The sequence below is a fragment of the Allobosea sp. 05L423 genome (assembly GCF_056397745.1).
Genome location: NZ_JBFTOA010000009.1, coordinates 19248 through 38188, shown reverse-complemented (window position 1 = coordinate 38188; position 18941 = coordinate 19248). Strand labels below are relative to the sequence as shown.

General features: G+C 69.4%; 19 protein-coding genes and 1 riboswitch. Of the genes, 3 read left to right on the top strand and 16 right to left on the bottom strand.

The window, feature by feature from the left end; all coding sequences use genetic code 11:
* Positions 1-142 precede the first annotated feature (142 nt).
* Genes bluB through cbiE form a run of 5 tightly spaced genes read right to left on the bottom strand, consistent with a single transcriptional unit; the run spans position 143 to position 4476 of the window.
* Positions 143-754 (bottom strand): 5,6-dimethylbenzimidazole synthase, encoded by a 612-nt coding sequence (gene bluB / locus AC1DNE_RS19190; protein ID WP_441472802.1) that lies wholly within the window; start codon positions 752-754, stop codon positions 143-145.
* Positions 751-2079: a cobyrinic acid a,c-diamide synthase CobB gene (locus tag AC1DNE_RS19185; RefSeq protein WP_441472803.1), complete on the bottom strand. Its 1329-nt coding sequence runs from the start codon at positions 2077-2079 to the stop codon at positions 751-753. Before AC1DNE_RS19185 ends, bluB begins: the two co-directional genes overlap by 4 nt.
* The gene (cobM, locus tag AC1DNE_RS19180) at positions 2076-2840 is read right to left on the bottom strand and encodes a precorrin-4 C(11)-methyltransferase (RefSeq protein ID WP_441472804.1); all 765 of its coding nucleotides are present in this window, start codon (positions 2838-2840) and stop codon (positions 2076-2078) included. The genes AC1DNE_RS19185 and cobM overlap by 4 nt, the downstream gene beginning before the upstream one ends.
* Positions 2837-3229: a cobalamin biosynthesis protein gene (locus AC1DNE_RS19175; RefSeq protein ID WP_441472805.1), complete on the bottom strand. Its 393-nt coding sequence runs from the start codon at positions 3227-3229 to the stop codon at positions 2837-2839. The genes cobM and AC1DNE_RS19175 overlap by 4 nt, the downstream gene beginning before the upstream one ends.
* Complete coding sequence (gene cbiE, locus AC1DNE_RS19170) at positions 3226-4476, bottom strand: precorrin-6y C5,15-methyltransferase (decarboxylating) subunit CbiE (protein WP_441472806.1); 1251 nt, start codon at positions 4474-4476, stop codon at positions 3226-3228. The genes AC1DNE_RS19175 and cbiE overlap by 4 nt, the downstream gene beginning before the upstream one ends.
* Here cbiE and AC1DNE_RS19165 point away from each other — a divergent pair.
* Positions 4475-5239, top strand: a complete 765-nt coding sequence (locus AC1DNE_RS19165) for a cobalt-precorrin-6A reductase (protein WP_441472807.1) — start codon at positions 4475-4477, stop codon at positions 5237-5239. The two genes, cbiE and AC1DNE_RS19165, sit on opposite strands and share 2 nt — an antisense overlap.
* Here the strand turns inward: AC1DNE_RS19165 and cobJ are convergent.
* The 9 genes from cobJ to AC1DNE_RS19120 are packed head-to-tail and all read right to left on the bottom strand — an operon-like array spanning position 5182 to position 14684.
* Positions 5182-5973 carry a precorrin-3B C(17)-methyltransferase gene (gene cobJ, locus AC1DNE_RS19160; protein ID WP_441472808.1) on the bottom strand — a complete coding sequence of 264 codons (792 nt, stop codon included), beginning with the start codon at positions 5971-5973 and terminating at the stop codon, positions 5182-5184. The genes AC1DNE_RS19165 and cobJ overlap by 58 nt on opposite strands.
* On the bottom strand, positions 5970-6740 hold the full coding sequence (locus AC1DNE_RS19155) for a precorrin-2 C(20)-methyltransferase (protein ID WP_441472809.1): 771 nt from the start codon (positions 6738-6740) through the stop codon (positions 5970-5972). Before AC1DNE_RS19155 ends, cobJ begins: the two co-directional genes overlap by 4 nt.
* The gene (locus AC1DNE_RS19150; protein WP_441472810.1) at positions 6715-7347 is read right to left on the bottom strand and encodes a precorrin-8X methylmutase; all 633 of its coding nucleotides are present in this window, start codon (positions 7345-7347) and stop codon (positions 6715-6717) included. The genes AC1DNE_RS19155 and AC1DNE_RS19150 overlap by 26 nt, the downstream gene beginning before the upstream one ends.
* A complete protein-coding gene (locus AC1DNE_RS19145) occupies positions 7344-8714 on the bottom strand; it encodes a hypothetical protein (RefSeq protein WP_441472811.1) in 1371 nt (456 codons plus the stop codon). The genes AC1DNE_RS19150 and AC1DNE_RS19145 overlap by 4 nt, the downstream gene beginning before the upstream one ends.
* Positions 8711-12253: a cobaltochelatase subunit CobN gene (cobN, locus tag AC1DNE_RS19140; protein WP_476841158.1), complete on the bottom strand. Its 3543-nt coding sequence runs from the start codon at positions 12251-12253 to the stop codon at positions 8711-8713. The genes AC1DNE_RS19145 and cobN overlap by 4 nt, the downstream gene beginning before the upstream one ends.
* Before the next feature lie 9 nt (positions 12254-12262).
* A complete protein-coding gene (gene cobW / locus AC1DNE_RS19135) occupies positions 12263-13318 on the bottom strand; it encodes a cobalamin biosynthesis protein CobW (RefSeq protein WP_476766518.1) in 1056 nt (351 codons plus the stop codon).
* A gap of 4 nt (positions 13319-13322) precedes the next feature.
* The gene (locus AC1DNE_RS19130) at positions 13323-13712 is read right to left on the bottom strand and encodes a DUF1636 family protein (RefSeq protein ID WP_476766517.1); all 390 of its coding nucleotides are present in this window, start codon (positions 13710-13712) and stop codon (positions 13323-13325) included.
* A gap of 39 nt (positions 13713-13751) precedes the next feature.
* Positions 13752-14495 carry a CbtA family protein gene (locus AC1DNE_RS19125; protein WP_476766516.1) on the bottom strand — a complete coding sequence of 248 codons (744 nt, stop codon included), beginning with the start codon at positions 14493-14495 and terminating at the stop codon, positions 13752-13754.
* A gap of 12 nt (positions 14496-14507) precedes the next feature.
* A complete protein-coding gene (locus tag AC1DNE_RS19120) occupies positions 14508-14684 on the bottom strand; it encodes a CbtB domain-containing protein (protein ID WP_441472816.1) in 177 nt (58 codons plus the stop codon).
* 36 nt (positions 14685-14720) lie between these two features.
* Positions 14721-14920: riboswitch (cobalamin riboswitch) on the bottom strand.
* A 113-nt stretch (positions 14921-15033) separates the two neighbouring features.
* On the opposite strand from AC1DNE_RS19120, the gene cobU reads away from it, so the two are divergent.
* Both cobU and cobO read left to right on the top strand, forming a co-directional pair.
* Positions 15034-15552: a bifunctional adenosylcobinamide kinase/adenosylcobinamide-phosphate guanylyltransferase gene (gene cobU, locus AC1DNE_RS19115; RefSeq protein WP_476841157.1), complete on the top strand. Its 519-nt coding sequence runs from the start codon at positions 15034-15036 to the stop codon at positions 15550-15552.
* Between the two features lie 13 nt (positions 15553-15565).
* The gene (gene cobO / locus AC1DNE_RS19110) at positions 15566-16174 is read left to right on the top strand and encodes a cob(I)yrinic acid a,c-diamide adenosyltransferase (RefSeq protein ID WP_476766514.1); all 609 of its coding nucleotides are present in this window, start codon (positions 15566-15568) and stop codon (positions 16172-16174) included.
* Positions 16175-16388: 214 nt separating this feature from the next.
* Here the strand turns inward: cobO and AC1DNE_RS19105 are convergent, their stop codons facing one another.
* Together AC1DNE_RS19105 and AC1DNE_RS19100 are read right to left on the bottom strand one after the other, a co-directional pair.
* Positions 16389-17561 carry an aminodeoxychorismate synthase component I gene (locus AC1DNE_RS19105; protein ID WP_476766513.1) on the bottom strand — a complete coding sequence of 391 codons (1173 nt, stop codon included), beginning with the start codon at positions 17559-17561 and terminating at the stop codon, positions 16389-16391.
* A gap of 345 nt (positions 17562-17906) precedes the next feature.
* On the bottom strand, positions 17907-18932 hold the full coding sequence (locus AC1DNE_RS19100) for a Gfo/Idh/MocA family oxidoreductase (RefSeq protein ID WP_476766533.1): 1026 nt from the start codon (positions 18930-18932) through the stop codon (positions 17907-17909).
* Between the last annotated feature and the right edge of the window lie 9 nt (positions 18933-18941).

Sequence of the window (18941 nt, the reverse complement as noted above, 5' to 3'; positions counted from 1 at the left end):
CCGTCTCCCGCTTATATCATCCGGAAGGCCGGCCCCTCGGGCCGGCTTTTTTCTTTCTGCTGTAGTATGGCGGCCATGGCCTTGCGCGGCGACATCGTGCGGCTGCGGCAGGGCGGCGTCTGACGGGGGAGTGCCTGAGCCCTCAGCCCTGTTCCCAGCCGGCCCTGACCAGATCCGGCACGTCGCAATCCTGTTCCGGCCAGCCCACGCAGAGATAGGCGATCAGCTTCCAGTCAGGTGATGCGCCGAGAGCCGCCGTGATCTCGGCGGGCTCGAGGATCGAGACCCAGCCGACGCCGAGACCATGAACGCGCGCCGCCAGCCAGAACTGCGTGATGGCCGCGACGACCGAGTAGTCGAGCATCTCCGGCATGGTCCGTCGGCCGAGGCCATGGCCGCGCTCGGTGCCGTGGTCGCAGAACACGGCGAGCTGCACCGGAGCCTCGCGCAGGCCTTCGAGCTTGAGGCGCGCATAGAGCGCGGCGCGCTCGCCCTCATAGGACGCCAGCGCCGCGACATTGCAGCGGCTGAAGCTGGCCTGCGCGGCTTCGCGCTGAGCCGGCTCCTCGACGGCGAGCCAGCGCCAGGGTTGCGAATGCCCGACGGAGGGCGAGAGCTGCGTCTGGGCGATGAGACGTGCGATGAGATCGGCCGGGACGGGATCGCGCCGGAACCGCCGGACATCGCGCCGCCAGCGCAGCAGCTCCTCGAACTGCCGTGCGAAGGCCTCGTCGAAGACGGGGGGCTCGTTCACGCCAGGCCTGCGGTGGCGATGGCATGGAAGAAGGACCCCGTCACCAGCCCGCGCCGGCTCCCGGCCGGGGCAGGCGCCGAGCCATGCGGATCGGTCACCACCGCGAAGGGCGGGTCCTCTCCCTGCGCGACGATGCTGGCATAGTGGAACTCATGCCCGGTCAGCGCGGAACCCGCCGGCCCGAGCGGTCCGCCCGCCTCCAGGACGGCCCGGCGATAGCCGAGATTCATCTTGCGCCTGGCGAAGGAGGTATCGACCGAGAGCAGCCCGGCCATGGCATGAGCGACGCCGTCGGCATCGGTCAGGCTGCGCCCGAGAACCATGTAGCCCCCGCACTCGCCATGCACGGGCCGGGTCCCGGCGAAGCTGCGCAAGCCAGCGAGGAAGCGGCCGGCCGCCGCGATGGTGCCGGCATGGAGCTCGGGATAGCCTCCAGGCAGCCAGCAGGCGTCGCAATCCTGCGGCGGCGCCTCGTCCCTGAGTGGTGAGAACGGCACGAGTTCGGCGCCCGCCGCGCGCCACCCCGCTTCGACATGCGGATAGACGAAGGAGAAGGCGGCATCGCGCGCGATCGCGATCCGCCGTCCCGGTGCGGGCAGCGGTGGGGCATTGCCATCGGCTGCGGCCGTGAGAATGGCGTCGCCGGCCGCTGCGACAATCGCATCGAGCTCGACTGCAGCCGCTACGGCCTCGGCCAATGAATCGAGCCGCGCATGCAGGTCGGCGGTCTCGCCGGCCTGGACCAGCCCGAGATGGCGCTCCGGCAGGATCAGGCTTGCCTCGCGCGGCAGCGCTCCGAGGACGGGCAGGCCGATCCGCTCCATGCCCTGCCGCACCAGCCGCTCATGGCGGGCGCTCGCGACCTTGTTGAGGATGACGCCGGCGACGCGGATGCGCTGATCGTAGACCTTGCAGCCGAGCGCGACCGCCGCCGCCGACTGCGCCTGTCCGGAGACGTCGATGACGAGCACGACCGGCCACCCGGTGAGCGCCGCGATGTCGGCACTGGCGCCGGTATGGCCTGCCGGTCCCGGCACGGCGTCGAACAGCCCCATCGAGCCTTCGGCGATGACGATGTCGGCCGCCTGCATCGCCTCGCCCGCGATCTGCCCGAGCAGGCTGTCCGACATCGCGTAGCTGTCGAGATTGGCACTCGGCGCCCCCGTCGCGGCGGCATGGAAGGCGGGGTCGATATAATCGGGCCCGCATTTCAACCCGCGCACGGTCAGCCCGCGGCGTGTCAGCGCGCGCTGCAGCCCGAGCGTGATCGTGGTCTTGCCCGAGCCGGAGCGCGGCGCGGCGATGAGCAGCCCGCGCGCGCTCATAGCCCGCCCCGCGGCCGGAAGCGGCGGTCGTAGTCGATCGAATAGAGCGCACTTTCGCCGAAGTCATCGGCCGCCAGCGCGGGGCCGACCAGGATCAGCGCGGTGCGTTCGAGTTCGCTGGCGCGGACCTTGACAGCGATGTCGGCGAGCGCCCCTTGCAGCACCGTCTCGTCCGGCCATGTCGCGCGGAACACCACGGCGACGGGACAGTCTGCGCCATAGAACGGGGTCAGTTCCGCCACGACCTGTTCGATGACGTGGATCGAGAGATGGATGGCGAGCGTCGCGCCGGAGGCGGCGAATGTCGCGAGCTTTTCCTTCGGTGGCATGGCCGAGGCGCGGCCGGAAGTGCGCGTCAGTACCAGCGATTGGGCTACGCCTGGCAGGGTGAGCTCGCGCTTCAGCACCGCGGCGGCGGCGGCGAAGGCCGGCACGCCCGGCGTCACCGTGTAGGGAATGCCGAGCCGGTCGAGCCGGCGCATCTGCTCGCCGCAGGCGCTCCAGATCGAGAGATCGCCGGAATGCAGCCGCGCCACGTCCTGCCCGGCGAGATGCGCAGCCTCCATCTCGGCGATGATCGCGTCGAGAGCGAGCGGGGCGGTGTCGACGATGCGGGCGCCCGGAGGACACCAGTCGAGCATCACCTTGGGGATCAGCGATCCCGCGTAGAGGCAGACCGGGCAGGCGGCGATGAGGTCGCGCCCGCGCAGCGTGATGAGATCGGGCGCGCCGGGGCCGGCGCCGATGAAATGGATCGTCACGACACGCTCCTGGCCAGCGCGCAGGTGACGCGCGCGGTCGCGATGCGCGGCTGTACCAGCTGGCCGCCCGGGCCCGCCCCAGCCAGCGCCGCAGCCTCCGCCACCGAGCCGACGCCGTAGAGCGAGGCGATCCGGGTCGAGCGCGTCGCGCAGGCGGCCTCGAAGCCTTTCAGCGCCTCGTCGGGGATGGCGACGAGCTCGGCCGTGCGGTCGGCCGCGGCCGCGACCATGCCGGCTTCCGCGGCTCGGCTCGCGAGCGTGGCGAAGCGCGGTGTCGCGGTGCCGCTGAGCCCCGCGATCGCCAGCGCCTCGTCGAGGCAGGCGAGGATGTCGGCGGCCTCGGTGCCGGGCCGGATGCCGATGCCGGCGACGAGGCGGCCGGCGCTCAAGGCTTCTCGACCCGCCATTGCGTCACCGGCATCGCCGGGCGCCAGCCATGCTTGCCGCCGACGGGTGCGAGCCGGTCGATCGAGATGCGGCGCAGCGAGCCGCCATGTTCGGCGTGGAGCGCCGCGAGCTTCGCCTCGCCCTCGATGGTGACGACATTGGCGACGAGGCGACCGCCGGGCTTCAGAGCCGCCCAGGCGGCGTCGAACAGCCCCTCCTCGGTCAGCCCTCCGCCGATGAAGACGGCGTCCGGCGCCTCGCGCCCGACGAAGCCCTCGGGCGCTGCACCAGCGACAGTTACGTCGAGCCCGCCGAGTTCGAGCTTGTTGCGCGCGATCCGCTCGGCCCGGTCAGCCCGCGCCTCGAACGCGATCGCCCGGTTGCGGACATGGCGCTGGCACCATTCGACGGCGACCGAGCCGGAGCCGGCGCCGACGTCCCAGAGCAGCTCGCCGGCTCGTGGTGCCAGCGCCGAGAGGGTGATGGCGCGGATCTCCGATTTGGTGATCTGCCCGTCATGGGCGAACCACTCCTCGTCGAGCCCGGGCGTCAGCGGCAGGATGCGCGAGTCGTGCGTCGCGGCAACCTCGACCGCGATCAGGTTGAGCGGCACGACATCGTCGAGGGCGAAGGCGTCGGCGCGGGCCTCGCGGATGCGCTCCTGCGGCCCGCCGAGCGATTCCATCACGACGATGCGGCTCGCGCCGAGGCCGCGTGCGGTCATGAGTTCCGCAACGGCGCGCGGCGTGCTCTCATCCCAGGAGAGGGCAAGGATGCGGGCATCGGGCTGGAGATGCGGGACGATGCGGTAGAGCGTGCGGCCGTGCAGCGAAACCAGCGCGCATTCCTCCTGCGGCCAGCGCATCCGCGTGCAGGCCATCGAGAAGGACGAGAGCTGCGGGATGATCCGCATCTCCTCGGCGGGGATCGCGCGGCTCAGGCTGTTGCCGATGCCGTAATGGAACGGGTCGCTGGTCGCGAGCACGCAGACCTTGCGGCCGCGCTCCTTGAGGATCTGCGGCAGCGCGTTGCGGAAGGGCTGCGGCCAGGGCCTGAGCTCGCCCGGCACCGAGCCGACCAGCGCGATATGCCGCTCGCCGCCGAAGACGATCTCGGCCTCGTTCAGTGCCACCAGCGCGTCGCGGCAGAGGCCGGCGGAACCGTCTTCGCCGAGGCCGATCAGCGAGAGCCAGGGCGCGGGCGCCTCGCCGCTCGACAGAACATCCGATTCACGCAAAACTGTCGACATGACCGTCCTCATCCTTGGCGGAACGAGCGAAGCTGCAGCACTCGATCAGCTTCTTGCTGATCAGGCTCCCGATATCCGTGCCATTATCTCGCTGGCGGGCCGCACCGTCGATCCCCGCCCGACCAACCTGCCGGTGCGTGTCGGAGGCTTCGGCGGCATCGAGGGTTTGAGGCGCTATCTGGTCGATGAGGGCATCGTCGCCGTCGTCGACGCGACCCACCCCTTCGCCGCGGTGATGCCCTTCAACGCCGAGCATGCCTGCAAGGCGGAAGGCGTGCCGCTGCTCGCCATTCGCCGCGACTCCTGGAAGCCGCGCGACGGCGATCGCTGGAAATCCGTGCCGGACATCGATGCCGCCGTGCAGGCATTGGGCGATGAGCCGCGGCGCGTCTTCCTCACGGTCGGCCGGCTCGAACTGCCGGCTTTCGCTGATGCCCCGCAGCATCGCTATCTCGTGCGCGCCATCGAGCCGATCGGCGATCGGCTGCCGGTACCGCATGTCGACGTCATCCAGCAGCGCGGCCCCTTTGACACCGACGACGAGGAGGACCTGATGCGGCGCGAGGGCGTCGAGGTCCTGGTCAGCAAGAACTCGGGCGGATCGGCGACGATCGGCAAGCTCGTGGCGGCGCGCCGGCTCTCCCTGCCGGTGATCATGGTGGAGCGGCCGCCCAAGCCCGATGTCGAGACCGTCGATCATATCGATCAGGTCCTGCCCTGGCTGGTGACACAGGGGCTCTTCGTCACCGAACGCGGCGTATAGACGTAAGGTGCCGCGCCCGCGCGTGCGATCAGCCGCGTGCTGGAAGCTCCGATCATCACCAGCGTCGCCATGTCGGCCGTGCCTGCGGCCGCGACGGCCTCGGCCAGCGTCAGCACGCGCAAATTCTCGTCCGGGCGCCCGACGGCGCGGGCGAAGACCACGGGCGTTGCCGCGTCGCGCTGCGTTGCCGTCAGTTCCAGCGCCGCTCCGAGCTGCCAGGGCCGCGCTTTCGAGATCGGGTTGTACAGGCAGATCACGAAATCGGCGGCGAGGGCCGCTTCGAGGCGGGTGGTCACGACATCCCACGGCTTGAGGTTGTCCGAGAGCGAGATCGCGCAGAAATCGCCGCCGAGCGGGGCGCCGGCCCGCGCCGCCGCCGCCAGCATCGCGGTGATGCCGGGTTCGACCGTGATCGGGATGACCAGCCACTCCGAAGGCCCGGCTTCCAGCGCCTCGAATACTGCCGCGGCCATGGCGAACACACCGGGATCACCGCCCGAGACGACTGCGACCTTGCGCCCCTCGGCCGCCAGCCTCAGCGCGTGCGCCGCTCGCTCGACCTCGACGCGGTTGTCTGACGCGTGCTTGGTCCGTCCTTCCCGCTCAACTATGCGGTCGACATAGGGGCCGTAGCCCACGAGGTCGCTCGCGGCATCGAGCGCGGCCTGAGCGGCGGGAGTGATCCACTCCGCCGTGCCGGGGCCGAGCCCGACGATGGTGAGCGAGCCCGTCACAGCCGCCGCCCCTCGCCGGGCACCAGCACCATCGCGAAATAGGGCGCCTCGTCATCGGTCTTGTCGGCGAGGCGCGCCACCACCTGCCGCGCCATCGTCGCCCGCTCGACATAGATCGCGCGGCCCTCAAGCCCGGCGGCCATCAGCGCGCGGCGCACCTTCGGCAGGTTGCGGCCGAGCTTCATGATCACGGCGGCGTCGGTATCGGCCAGCCGCCGTGCCAGCTCCGCCTCCGGCAGCGTGCCGGGCAGCACGGTCATGACGTCGTCGCCCCAGGTGATCGGCGCGCCGGCTTCCCCCCAGGCGCCGGTCATGCCGGTGACGCCGGGCACGATTTCGGTCGGGAAGCGCTGGGAGAGCCGCCGCCACAGATGCATGAAGGAGCCGTAGAAGAACGGGTCGCCGTCGCAGAGCACGGCGAGCGTCCGCCCGGCCTGCATCTCCGCCGCCAGACGTTCGGCAGCCTCCTCGTAGAAGGCCGCGATCGGCCCGTCATAGTCGGGCTCGCCGACATTGGCCTCGGTCGTGACGGGGAAGGCGAGCTCGATCTCGCGGGCCGGATCGGGCGCGATGATGGCGTCGGCGGTGCTGCGGGCATTGCCGCGCCGTCCGCGCTTGCAGAAATGCACCAGCCGGTCCGTCGACAGGATGATCTCGCGGGCGCGCACCGTCATCAGATCCGGTGCGCCCGGTCCGAGGCCGACGCCGTAGAGCAGGGTCTTGGCTGTCCCGCTCACCCGCTTATTCCTTGTCCTGCGCCAGCGCATTGACGGCGGCTGCCGCCATGGCTGAGCCGCCACGTCGCCCATGTACGACGACGCAGGGTACGCGCCCGTCCCGGGCCAGCGCTTCCTTCGATTCCGCCGCGCCGACGAAGCCGACGGGGATGCCGATCACCGCGGCAGGCTTCGGCGCGCCTGCATCGAGCATTTCGAGCAGCCGGAACAGCGAGGTCGGGGCGTTGCCGATGACGACGACGGAGCCTGCGAGCCTGGGCTTCCAGAGTTCCATCGCGGCGGCGGAACGCGTCGTGCCCATCTCGGTTGCGAGCGCTGGGACCTGCGGGTCGTCGAGCGTGCAGATGACCTCGTTGCCGGCCGGCAGGCGCGCGCGCGTCACGCCGTTGGCGACCATCTTGGCATCGCAGAGGATCGGTGCGCCGCTCTTGAGCGCAGCCTGCGCGGCGTCCGCGAAACCGGCGGACATCTCGACGTCATCAGGCAGGTCGGTCATGCCGCAAGCATGGATCATGCGCACCACGACGCGCTCGGCCGCGCCGCTGAAGCGGGCGAGATCGGCTTCCGCGCGGATGATCGCGAAGGAGCGCTCATAGATCGCCGCCCCGTCCTGAATATAATCGTATGCCTTGTTCAACCGCGCGGTCCTGTTGAACGCACGGCCTTGGCCAGCTGTGCGTGAATCTCCTGTCCGGGCTGCAATCGCGCCAGGAGCGTCGAAAGGTCAAGCGTCGCGACCGGCTTGTCCCGCGTCGTGCCGCCGAACACGGCGTCGTAGCGCCCCTCGCGCCCGACCAGGGTGAGGTCGGATTCCGCAGGGTGAGCGCAGGCTTTGACGCAGCCGGAAACGTGCAGCGTCACGCCCTGCGTGAGCAGATCGGCGGCAGCCCCGGCGAGCCTGGCCGCGTCCGCCATGGTCGGGGCCTCGGCGCGGGAGCAGGCGGGGCTGCCGGCACAGGCTTGCACGGAAAGGCGCGGATCGTCGTCGCGTGTGATCAGGCCGAGGCCGTTCGCCAGCGCCATCAGCTTGTCGGCCTCGGCACGGCGAAGATTGCGGAAGGCGAGCCCTCGCCATGGCGAGAGCCGGATGTCGGCTGCGCTTGCCTCGATACCGGCGCCGAGCTTGTCGAGGATGGCTGTGTCGCACCGGCCGAAGGGAAGGCCGATGAGCACCGCGAGCCGGCCCTCTCCCAGAGCGAACAGCCCGGCGCGCCGAGGAGCAGGGCGTGGCGCGGGGGCGGGTATTTCGGGCAGGAGGCTCAGCTCGGCCAACGCTTCGGGCGGCAGATCGCGCAGGCGGCGGATGCACTCGGGATCAGCGCTGCGCAGGATCGCGAAACCGCGCAGGACGGCTTCGACCGCTGCGGCGGCCTCCGCTTCGGGGATAGGGCCCCGCCAGAGATGATCCGCAAGACTCAAGGCGGCGCGCCCGGCGCCGATACCGACGAGCCGGATGTCGCCGGGGAAGCTGTCGAGTGCCTGCGGCCCGCCATCGTCGACGACGACGCTGAGCTTGGCCGGCAGGCCAGGGATGTTTCGCGCCCGCTCCTCGATGGCCGCGGACAACGCCACGGCGTCGAGCAAGCCCTTCCCGTCATTCTCGGGCGGCGCGCCGCGCCGACCCGAGAATATCGTCGAAGAGATGTTCGGGCCAGGCCCGAGCATGACGGCCTCGTTGAAGCCGGCGAGCGGCGAGATCAATGTCAGCCGTTGCGGCCCGTCGCCGGCATGTTCGTCGACGAGGCGCTCCGCCAGGAGGCGCTCGACCAGAGCTGGATGGCTTTCGGCCGTCACGCCGCGAATCTGCAGATTGCCACGGGCGGAGATTTCGATCAGCCCGTTGCCATGCCCGGCGGCCAGGGCCGCGATCCTCCGCAATTGCGCTGGAGTCAGCTTCGCGCCCGGTGGATGCAGGCGCACCAGCCAGCCATCGCCGGTCTCCATCGGCTTCAGCGTGCTCGGACACCAGCCGCGTCGCAGCGCTTCCTTGGTCGGCGCGCTCATTCCGCCGCCTCCCGCGCCAGGAAGGCGCCGACCGAATTGCGCCGGCTGCTCCAGAGCCCGCGCCGCGCGGCCTCCGCCAGCCGCGAGCGGATCGAGGCGGCAGCCGGCGCATTGGCACTTTCCAGCGCCGTCCAGACCTGCGGATCGGCGCAATAGGCCTGGAAGACCGCATCGAAGAGCCCGTCCGCGACGGCATCCGTGCTCGCCGCGAAGACGAAGAGCGTGTCGACCGCCTCGGCTAGCTCGGCCGCGCCGCGCCAGCCATGAGCGAGCTGGCCGGCGATCCAGCGCGGATGCGTCAGCCGGCCATGGACGATGCGGGCGATATCCTCCGCCAGCGTGCGGGCTTTCGGCGCTTCCGGGTTCGAGCTGTCGAGGCTGTACAGCGCGGGATCGGCGCCGAGCGCCTTCGCCGCCGCCGCGAGCCCGCCGATGACATCCGCGGCGCTGCTCGCTTCGAGGATGTCGCGCCCGGCGGTGTCGCTGACATGGATGAACGCGTCGGAAGCCTTGATGCGCCCGGCAAAGCCGGCATCGGCTGTGGCCGCGCCTTCCGGGCCGCCATAGGCATGGTCGGAGGCCGCGAGATAGCCGGCGCCGAGCTCTTCGCGGTGCGTCCAGTCGCCGTCGAGCGCGCGGTCGGCCATGGCCGCGCCATAGCGGCCGGGCGCGGCGCCGAAGATGCGGGCGCCATGCTCGCCGCGACGGCGGGCCGCGGCGGCCTCGTTCCAGTCATCCGGCTCGTCCAGCGCGGCCACCGCTCGGGCCGCTTGGTCGATCAAGGCGATCTGGCCGGGAAACGTGTCGCGGAAGGTGCCGGAGATGCGCACGGTAACGTCGAGCCGCGGATAGGTGAGCTTCGGCTGCGGGATGATCGTAAAGCCGGTGACACGCGTCGAGGCATCGTCCCAGAGGGGCTCGATGCCCATCAGCGCCAGCGCATGGGCGATATCCTCGCCGCCGGAGCGCAACGTCGGCGAGGCCCAGAGGTCCATCACGATCCGGCGGGGATAGTCGCCGTGATCCTGGAGATGGCGCGACACCACCGCCTGCGCCGCGAGCTTCCCGAGCCTGGCGGCAGCGCGCGTCGGGATCGCGCGGGGATCGAGCGTCGAGAGGTTGCGCCCGGTCGGCAATACGTCGGGCCGGCCGCGATGCGGCGAGCCTGCGGGGCCGGGCGGGACGAACCGGCCGTCGAGGGCGCGCAGGAGATTTTCGCGTTCGTTGCTGGCTGAGGCTGGATCAGCATCGGACTGTCCGAAGACATGCAGCCCGTCGCGGAAGGGCAGTTCGGCGATGTCGCAGAGATGGGCGTCGAGCCGCGTCAGCGCCTCGTTCATCTCGGTATCGGCAGCGACGCCGCAGGCGGCGGCGAGCCCGCTCGCCTCGGCGCGCGAGCGGATTTCGGCGGCGACGATGTCGGCGCGGCGCGGATCGAGCACCTGCGCCTGCGAGAACTCCTCGACGAGGTCGCGCAGCAAAGCAGTCTCGCCGGCGGCATCCGCTTCGGCCAAGGGAGGCGGCAGATGGCCGAGCGTCACCGCCGAGAGCCGCCGCTTGGCCGGGGCGGCCTCGCCGGGATCGTCGACGACGTAGGGGTAGATCACCGGCAGCCCGCCGACGGCAAGGCGCGGCCAGCAGCCGGCCGAGAGCGCCACCGCCTTGCCCGGCAGCCATTCCATGGTGCCGTGCGTGCCCAGATGGATCAGCGCGTCGATGGCCTCCGTCTCACGCAGCGCGAGGTAGAAGGCGAGATAGCCATGGCCCGGCGGGGCATCGGGGTCGTGATAAACAGCCTTGCGGTCGGGCGTCGCATCGCGTGGAGGCTGCAGGGCCACAGTGAGGCGGCCATAACGCACGGTGCGGAAGTGGAAGGCGCCCTCGCGGCAGGTGGGATCGGCTTCGGGCTCACCATGAGCGGCGAGAAGCGCCCCGCAGGCTGCGGCGGGAATGGTGGCGAGCCAGTTGCGATAGGCCGCGAGCGGCATGGAGAGATTGGTTGGCCCGGCAGTAAGTGCGGCCATGAGGCCTGCGCCTTCGCCTCCCCACTGGCCGTCATCCCGGACAAGCCGCGTCAGCGGCACGGATCCGGGATCCATGCCTGAACCTTCATCGGAGACGCTCAGGTATGGATCCCGGGTCTCCCTCCGGTCGCCCGGGATGACCGGGGAGGGGAGATCGACGGGGTATCCCACCCCCGCAAGCAGTTCCCGGATCGCCAGCACGCTCGCCGGCGTGTCGAGCCCGACGGCGAAGCCGGCCCGGCCGCCGCGCGCGGGGTAGTCCGACATAACCAGCGCCAGCTTTCGCTCGGCCGCGGGTTTCCGGGCCAGCGCGATCCACCCCTCCGTCAAATCGGCAAGCGCAGAGATGCCGTCGCGGTCGGGCACGAGCCGGCGGATGCTGAGCCCGGTCGCCTGGTCGCTCGCTTCCGCCTTGAAGGCCACCGGGATGGCGCCGATGCGTCCGTCGAATTCCGGCAGTGCCACCTGCATGGCGAGATCAGCAGCCGAAAGGCCGCGCGGCGAAGCCTCCCAGGCCTCGCGGGGGCTGCCGACGGGCATGGCCTGCAGAATCGGGCAATCGGCGGCGTCGAGCACGAAATCCGCGCTCTCGCGTGCCGAGAAGGCGGTGGTGGTGAGGATCAGCGCGGGTCTGCACGTCGCGATCAGCGCCGCGAGTTCCGCCGTGGCGGCCGGGTCCTTCAGGCTGGTCAACGCGAGTGGCAGCGCCGCGAGGCCACGTGAGGTCAGGGCGGCCGTCAGTGCCTCGCCCATGGCCGTATCGCCCGCCGCGACGCTGGAGCGATAGAGCAGGATCGGGACCAGCGGGATGTTTGCCGGCAGGGCGGCGAGTGCGTCCCGCCAAGGCAGAGGCATACCGCCTCCGCCCAGTGCGAAGAATGGCGGCAACGGAAGCGGAGCGCGATCGGCAGCGTCGCGCGACCCCTCCAGATAGTCGTCGATCCGCCTCAGCAGCCGCCGCATGTTCTCCGCGCCGCCGCCGGCCTGGAAATAGGCCAGCAGCTCGGCGGCGAACCCGGGTGGCACGGTCGCATGCTCGCCCAATCTTGGATCGTCGCGCTCGTCACCGGGCAGGAGCGCGAGCGGAATGCCGCGCGCGCGGCAGGTGGCGCCGAGCTGCTCGATGCCGTAGCGCCAGTAGTCGAGCCCGCCGAGGCAGCGCACCAGCACGAAGCGGCATTGCGCCGCTGTCTTCTCGATCAGGAAATCGACCGAGAGCGGGTGCTTCAAACGCCGGAGCGGTGCGAGGCGGACGGACAGGCTCTGCCCGTCATGCTCGCCCTTGTGGCGAGCATCCACGTCTTGGACACGGTCTTCGAGCAGCGACGACGTAGATGGTCGGGGCAAGTCCGGCCATGACGACAACGGCTCCGCGTAAGTGCGTGCCGCCACCGCCAGCGCGGAGAGGTCGCTGTCGGTGAAGGACAGGACGAGCACGTCTCCCAGAGGCAGGGCGAGATCGACGGCGTCCTCGCCGTCGTCGAGCCTGATCTCGCTGGTCGGGAGCAGGTGCATCGGTTGATGTTACGCCCCCGCGAGGGCCGCTTCCACGGCCTTCAGATCGAAGCCCTTGAGGCCGATCACTGTGAGGCGGCCGTCGCGTGCTTCGCTCGCGCCCCAGGGACGATCGAAATGATGGCCGACGCGCCGGCCGACGCCCTGCACGACGAGCCGCATCGGCTTGCCCGGCACTGCGGTGAAGCCCTTGAGGCGCAGCACGCCCTCGGCCTCGGCCGCCTTGGCGACGCGCGCCGTGAGCTCCTCCGGCGAAAGGCCCTCGGGCAGCGGCACGGCGACCGAGTCGAAATCGTCATGGTCGTGATCGTGCTCGCCTTCCCCGTGATGCGACGGGCGGGCGGCGAGGTCGCTCTCGGCGGCGGCGCCGAGGCCGACGATCAGCGCGGGCTCGACCTTGCCATGGGCGGTCTCGACGATCTTGATCGCCTTGGGCAGATGCTCGGCGATCTCGGCCTTGACGCGGGCGCGGCCGGCCGCGTCGACGAGGTCGCTCTTGTTGAGCAGGATCAGGTCGGCGCAGAGGATCTGGTCCTCGAACACCTCTTCCAGCGGGTTGTCGTGATCGACGGACGCGTCGGCCGCCTTCTGCGCGGCGAGCGCCTCGGGATCATCGGCGAACTGGCCCTCGGCCACGGCCGGGCCGTCGACCACGGCGATGACGCCGTCGACGGTGACTCGGGCACGGATCGCTGGCCAGTTGAAGGCCTGCACCAGCGGCTTCGGCAGGGCGAGGCCGGAGGTCTCGATCAGGATGTGCTCGGGCGGGTTCGGCCGGTTCAGGAGCTTCTCCAGCGCCGGCACGAAATCGTCGGCGACGGTGCAGCAGATGCAGCCGTTCGGCAGCTCGACCACGTCCTCGTCGCTGCAGCCGGCGATGCCGCAGCCTTTCAGGAATTCGCCGTCGAAGCCGAGGTCGCCGAACTCGTTGACGAGCACGGCGAGCTTCTTGCCCTGCGCATTCTCGAGGAGGTGGCGCACCAGCGTCGTCTTACCGGCGCCGAGGAAGCCGGTGATGATCGTGCACGGCGTCTTGCCGAGATTTGCGGTCTGCGGAGCGTTCATGATGTCATCCTTGCTGGCGCGCCGGCAAAGGCGGCACGCGCGCGACCACGCCCTTGCGGAAGGACTGCGGCCGCTCTTTCCAGGGAACGATGCCGTTGGCGCTGGCGGCATAGGCCTCCGCCGCGCCGACGATCTCGTCGAGATGGGTTTGCGTGTCGAGGTCGCCGATCAGATAGGTCCATTTGCCGTCGGCGCAGAGCGCGATGGTGCAGGGCCGCTTGCAGACGGCGAGGCATTCGACCGGCAGCACGGGGATCGTGCTGCCCTTGGCGCCGAGGCGCTCGGCGAGCGCCTCGGCGAGCGCCAGCCCCGGCTGGTCGTAACCCTCCGGGAGATCGGCGCGCGCGCGTCTGCAGGCTGTGCAGACATGGATGGTGAGGTCGCCCTCGGACATGGCTTGCCTTTCGCGCGGAGCCTGCAGGCTCCGCTGCCTTCAGCGCGCCAGGGCAGCGCGCCGGCTGGCCCAGGGCCAGAGCACGCCGACCATGAAGGCGGTCGCGAGCCAGAGTGCGGCCTGGATGCCGAGGGAGAGGGCCGCGAAATGAGCCGCGACCTCGGCCGGCACCTTGCTCTCCGGCGAGGCCGGATGCGGGGCGCCGATGACATGCGGCAGCAGGATCACGACGGCGGCCAGGAGCTTGAGCCAGGGTTGCTCGAAGCGCAGGAACAGGAAAAGGCCGAGCGCCGTCGCGATAGCGGTCACGAGCCACCAGAACTGCCTCTGTTCCAGCGCTGCGGACGCCGCGCCCGGCAATTCCGGAGCGAGCCCCATCGCCGGTGCGAGGCCGAGCGCGAGGAAGCCGCAGGCTCCCCAGACCAGGGCGCTGCGCTGGTCGATCGTGTCGCCGGCCGCGATCATGCCCGCGAGCAGCAGCGCCGCGAAGCCGATGGCCGTCGCGATCGTCACTGCGCTGGTGAAGAGCGTGCGCTGGAGGCCGTCCTGCGGCTTCCACTCGGCATGCTCGTGGCCGGGCGCATCGCCGGCGGGGCCGTGCGCGAGGATGATCCTGGCTTCGCCGTCGGAAGCGGCGAGCGTCGGCGCCTGCAGGCGCAGCGCCGCCTCATAGGTCTCGGCCTTGAGGATCAGCGGGGTGGTGGTGACATGCTGGAGGGCGGCGACGATCAGCCCAGCCAGAAGCCCGGCCAGAATGCTGACCGTGAGAACACGCGTAACCATGGTTGCTTTCCCTCAGTGGCAGGGAAAGGCGAGGCCGTGACGGGTGTCGTGCGCGGCGTTGTGGACGTCGGTCGAGGCCGCGAAGCCGGTCGTGTAGATCAGCGCGACGCCGATCACGAGCGCGGCGGCGACCGCCTTGACGCGTTCCGAGACGCTGAGCTGGGTAGTGGAAACCGAAGCAGTGTTCATAGGGCTCTCCGTGGCCGCCCCGCCGGCAGCCGGTTGGATCTTTGCGGGTCGACGGCAGGTCTCCTGGCTCACGGATTTGGCGCCCTGTGCCGCCTTCCCGGAGTGAACGCTCCAGTGGCCGATGGCGAAGGACATCCGCTTACAGTTGCGGGGGCAGCCGCGGCATTGGGCAGAGCAAGCCCGCACCGCGTTCCCTTTTCACCTCCTCGCGGAGGCACCGTCAGCGACGATCATTAGCCTTCGCGGTGACGCTGTGCAATGCAAAGGCTCTATTCCTTGTGAGCCCTCATCCTGAGACGCGCCTGAGGGTGCTCCTCAGGCTGAGGGCCCCGTGAACATGGCGAATGGTATGCCTAGCGAAATGCGTCATCTGACTCTCGTCCTTGGTGGGGCCCGGTCGGGCAAGAGCCGCTACGCCGAAGGGCTGATCGAGACCTTGCCCGCACCTTGGGCCTATATCGCCACCGCACAGGCCTATGACGACGAGATGCGGGAGCGGATCGCCACCCACCGGGCGCGCAGGCCGTCCGGCTGGGAAACGGTCGATGCTCCGCTCGACCTTCCCGAGGCGATCGCCGCGATGCCGGCCGGTCGGCCCGTTCTGGTGGACTGCCTGACGCTTTGGCTGACCAACCTCATCCTGGCCGAGCGCGACACTGTCGCTGCCACTGCCGCTCTCATTTCCACCTGCGAGCGGGTTTTTGGTCCGATCGTCCTGGTCTCCAACGAGGTCGGCCTCGGCATCGTGCCGGAGAATGCGCTGGCACGCCGCTTCCGGGACGAGGCCGGGCGGCTGCATCAGGCGCTTGCCGCGCGTGCCGGCCGCGTGGTCTTCATGGTCGCCGGATTGCCGATGCAAGTAAAATGACACGAGCGAAGTGATGATCGATACGGACGAAGCCGCCCGCCACAAGGCGAAGATGGAGAAGCGCAAGGCGGTGCAGGACGCCGAGGTCGCCTCCAAGACGGTCGAGAAGGGGCTGCTCATCGTCAACACCGGCCCCGGCAAGGGCAAGTCGACGGCGGCCTTCGGGCTGATCCTGCGCGCACTCGGCCATGGCTGGCGCATCGGCGTGGTGCAGTTCATCAAGGGCGCCTGGTCGACCGGCGAGCGCCGGGCGTTGGAAGCCTTCGGCGATCAGGTCAGCTGGCACAGCATGGGCGAGGGCTTCACCTGGGAAACGCAGGACAAGCCCCGCGACATCGCCGCCGCCGAGCGCGCCTTCGCCAAGGCTGGGGAGCTGATGGCCGATCCTGAGATCCGGCTGCTCGTGCTCGACGAGCTCAACATCGCCCTGCGCTACGACTACCTGCCGCTCGCCGAGGTGGTGGGGGCGCTCAAGGCCCGCCGGCCCGATCTCCACGTCGTCGTCACCGGCCGCAACGCCAAGCCGGAGCTGATCGAGGCTGCCGACCTCGTCACAGAGATGGCGCTGGTGAAGCACCATTTCGCCGCCGGCGTGAAGGCACAGGAAGGCATCGAGTTCTAGCCTAGGTGCTAGCCCGAAACGATCCCGGCGCACGCGACTGGTCCTGCCCCGTTTTTAGGGCGGGCCGCCATGCAAGGCTTCGGACCTCGAAAGCCTGGCTTGCAACGGCACGGGGGCAAGCCTCCTGGAGTGCTCAACGCGTTTCTTCCGGTTTGGTGCCGACGGGAAAGCCCCCGCCGGTCTGTCGATGCGCAGCCGCAGCCCGTCCTCGGTGCTAGTGCTGGTCAGATGCCCGCTGCAGCGACGAGGTGCTGCCATCATCGAGGAACGCCGCCTTCAGCAGGCACTCCGCGTACTCACTTTGGGCTTCGGAATCGAAAACCAGCCCTGAGCCCGTGTTGTAGGTCGCTGTGCCCGAGGCGCTCAGCGTCAGCGTCCGGATCGCGACGCTGAGCCGCGCCTCTCCCTGCGGCGAGAACATGCCGATACTGCCGCAGTAGACGCCTCGCGGATGCTCTTCGAGCTCATGGATCACCTGCATTGCCCGGATCTTGGGCGCACCCGTCACCGAACCGCAGGGGAAGAGAGCGCGGAGCAAATCCGGAAATCGGATATCCTGCCGGAGCTGCGCTTCGATCCCGGACGTCATCTGAAACAGGGTGGGGTAGCGCTCGATGGTGAAAAGGTCCGTCACTCCAACCGACCCGACTTCGGAGATCCTGCTTAGATCGTTCCGCAGCAGATCGACGATCATCAGGTTCTCGGCCCGGTTCTTCTCGCTCGATGCCAGTTCGCTCGCTGCGCGCAGATCATCAGCCGGTGAGGCATGCCGCGGCGCGGTTCCTTTCATGGGGCGGGCGCGTATCGACGAGCCCCGGGCTTCGAAGAAGAGCTCGGGCGACAAGGACACAATGGTGTCCCCACCGAGCGCGACGAGCGCTCCGTAAGGCGCAGGCTGACGAGAGCGCAGCGCCGCAAACAGCGCAACCGGATCACCGGACCACGTCCCGAGCATGGGAAATGTCAGGTTCACTTGATAGACGTCCCCTGACCGGATGTAGGCGATCACGCTCCTGAAGCGGGCTTCGTAGTCGTCGAGCGTCCATACCGGTGACAAATGTCGCAGGCTCCCGGCGCCGCCCACCGCGCCCCAGTCAAAGCGATCAGGCTCGTCAAAGACGCCGAAATGGAGGAGCGGCCCCTTCAGCTCGGGCGCCAGCGCGGCGAGCCGTGGCTCGAAGATATAACCCAGTTCGTATGCGGCATATCCCGCCAGATGGTACCCGGCGTTCTGGGCGTCGAGCATGGCCGCCAGCACGGCCGGGACGTCAGCGAATGTCCGCGCTTCGAGAACGCGGTGGCATCGCGTGAACGAGAGGGTGGCGCCCGATCGCACGTCCTCGATCAGGACGAGCGGAGCATCGAAATTCCGATCAGGGGCGCTCAATCCAGCCTCTCGCAATCGGGCAATTGCGAACCTTCGCCTGCCCGCATCCAGCTTCCAACATCGAAATCTGCTACCCCGGAGAGACGGGTGCAGGAATAACCAATGCCATATCCGCCGGGGCCAGGATCGAGAAGCCGTGCCGGCCCAGCGCATCGCTATCGATCTAACAGCTCAGGCGATCGCGGATGTCGTCGCCCTGGTCGAAGGTGACGACGCGTGGCTTCAGCGCGGGGTTCTGCTGTTCGTCGACATGGACGGAGTCGCAGATGACAGTCTGGTCGCCGCCCTGGCAGCTACGGGCGGCGCCATCACCGGCATAGTTCCAGAGGCGCTACCGTCGGAAGGTCAGCCCAGTATCTCGTTGACTGTCACGTTTCGCCGCTCTGCAAGAGAGCGGGTTGCCGCTTCCGCGAGGACGAGCGAGCGGAAGCCGTCCTCGATGCCCGGAACCGCGGATCTCTCACCAAGCGCGAATTCGACGAAGGCCGCGATCGAGGCCGCGTAGCTCGGCGCCATCCGGAGCATCGGGTCCTTCGGCAGTCCCTCGGTCAGCACTTTGTCATCGAATATCCGCATCACGTTGCCTTCAGTGATGCGCGACGACTCCAGCAGTCCGCCCGTTCCGAACACCTCGATGCGGTCGTCGTAGCCGTAGACGGCACGCCGGGCATTATCGATCAGGCACAGAGCGCCGCTTTCCATCCGCAGGGTCACGAGCGCCGTATCGACGTCACCGAACTCGGCAAAGACTGGATCGGCGATCACCGAGCCCAGCGCCGAGACTTCGATCGCCTCCTCGCCGGTCAACCATCGCGCGAGGTCGAAGAAATGCACCATCTTGTCGTAGAAGAGGTTGCCCGAGACCTTCAGATAGCTTGCCGGCGGAATCGCGTTCGGACCTCTCGACGTCATCTGCACGGTCTGGACACGACCAATCGCTCCGGCTGCGACATCGGCGGCGACACTGGCGTGGTTGCGGTCGAAGCGGCGGTTGAAGCCAAGCATCACCCGTGAGCTCTGCCCGGACAGATCGCGGTGAAGGGAATGAGCCTCGGACAGGCTGCTCGCGAGCGGCTTCTCGCAATAGACTGCCTTCTGCGTCTGCGCGGCATGGCGCAGCACGACCGGATGCGTCTCCGTCGACGACGCGATGACAACTGCGTCGATGTCGTCCGCTTCGACGATGTCACGCCAATCCCGAGCGATCCGTGCGCCGTGCTCGTCCGCGATCCGCTGGGCCCGATCCGCCAGCGGATCGAAAACCGCGACGATTGTTGCCTGGCGGACCGAGGCAAGATGCTTCGCATGGACCGAGCCGATCCTGCCCGCTCCGATGAGGCCGATCCTGAGCATATTCCGTTCCTGTAAGATTGAGGGGCG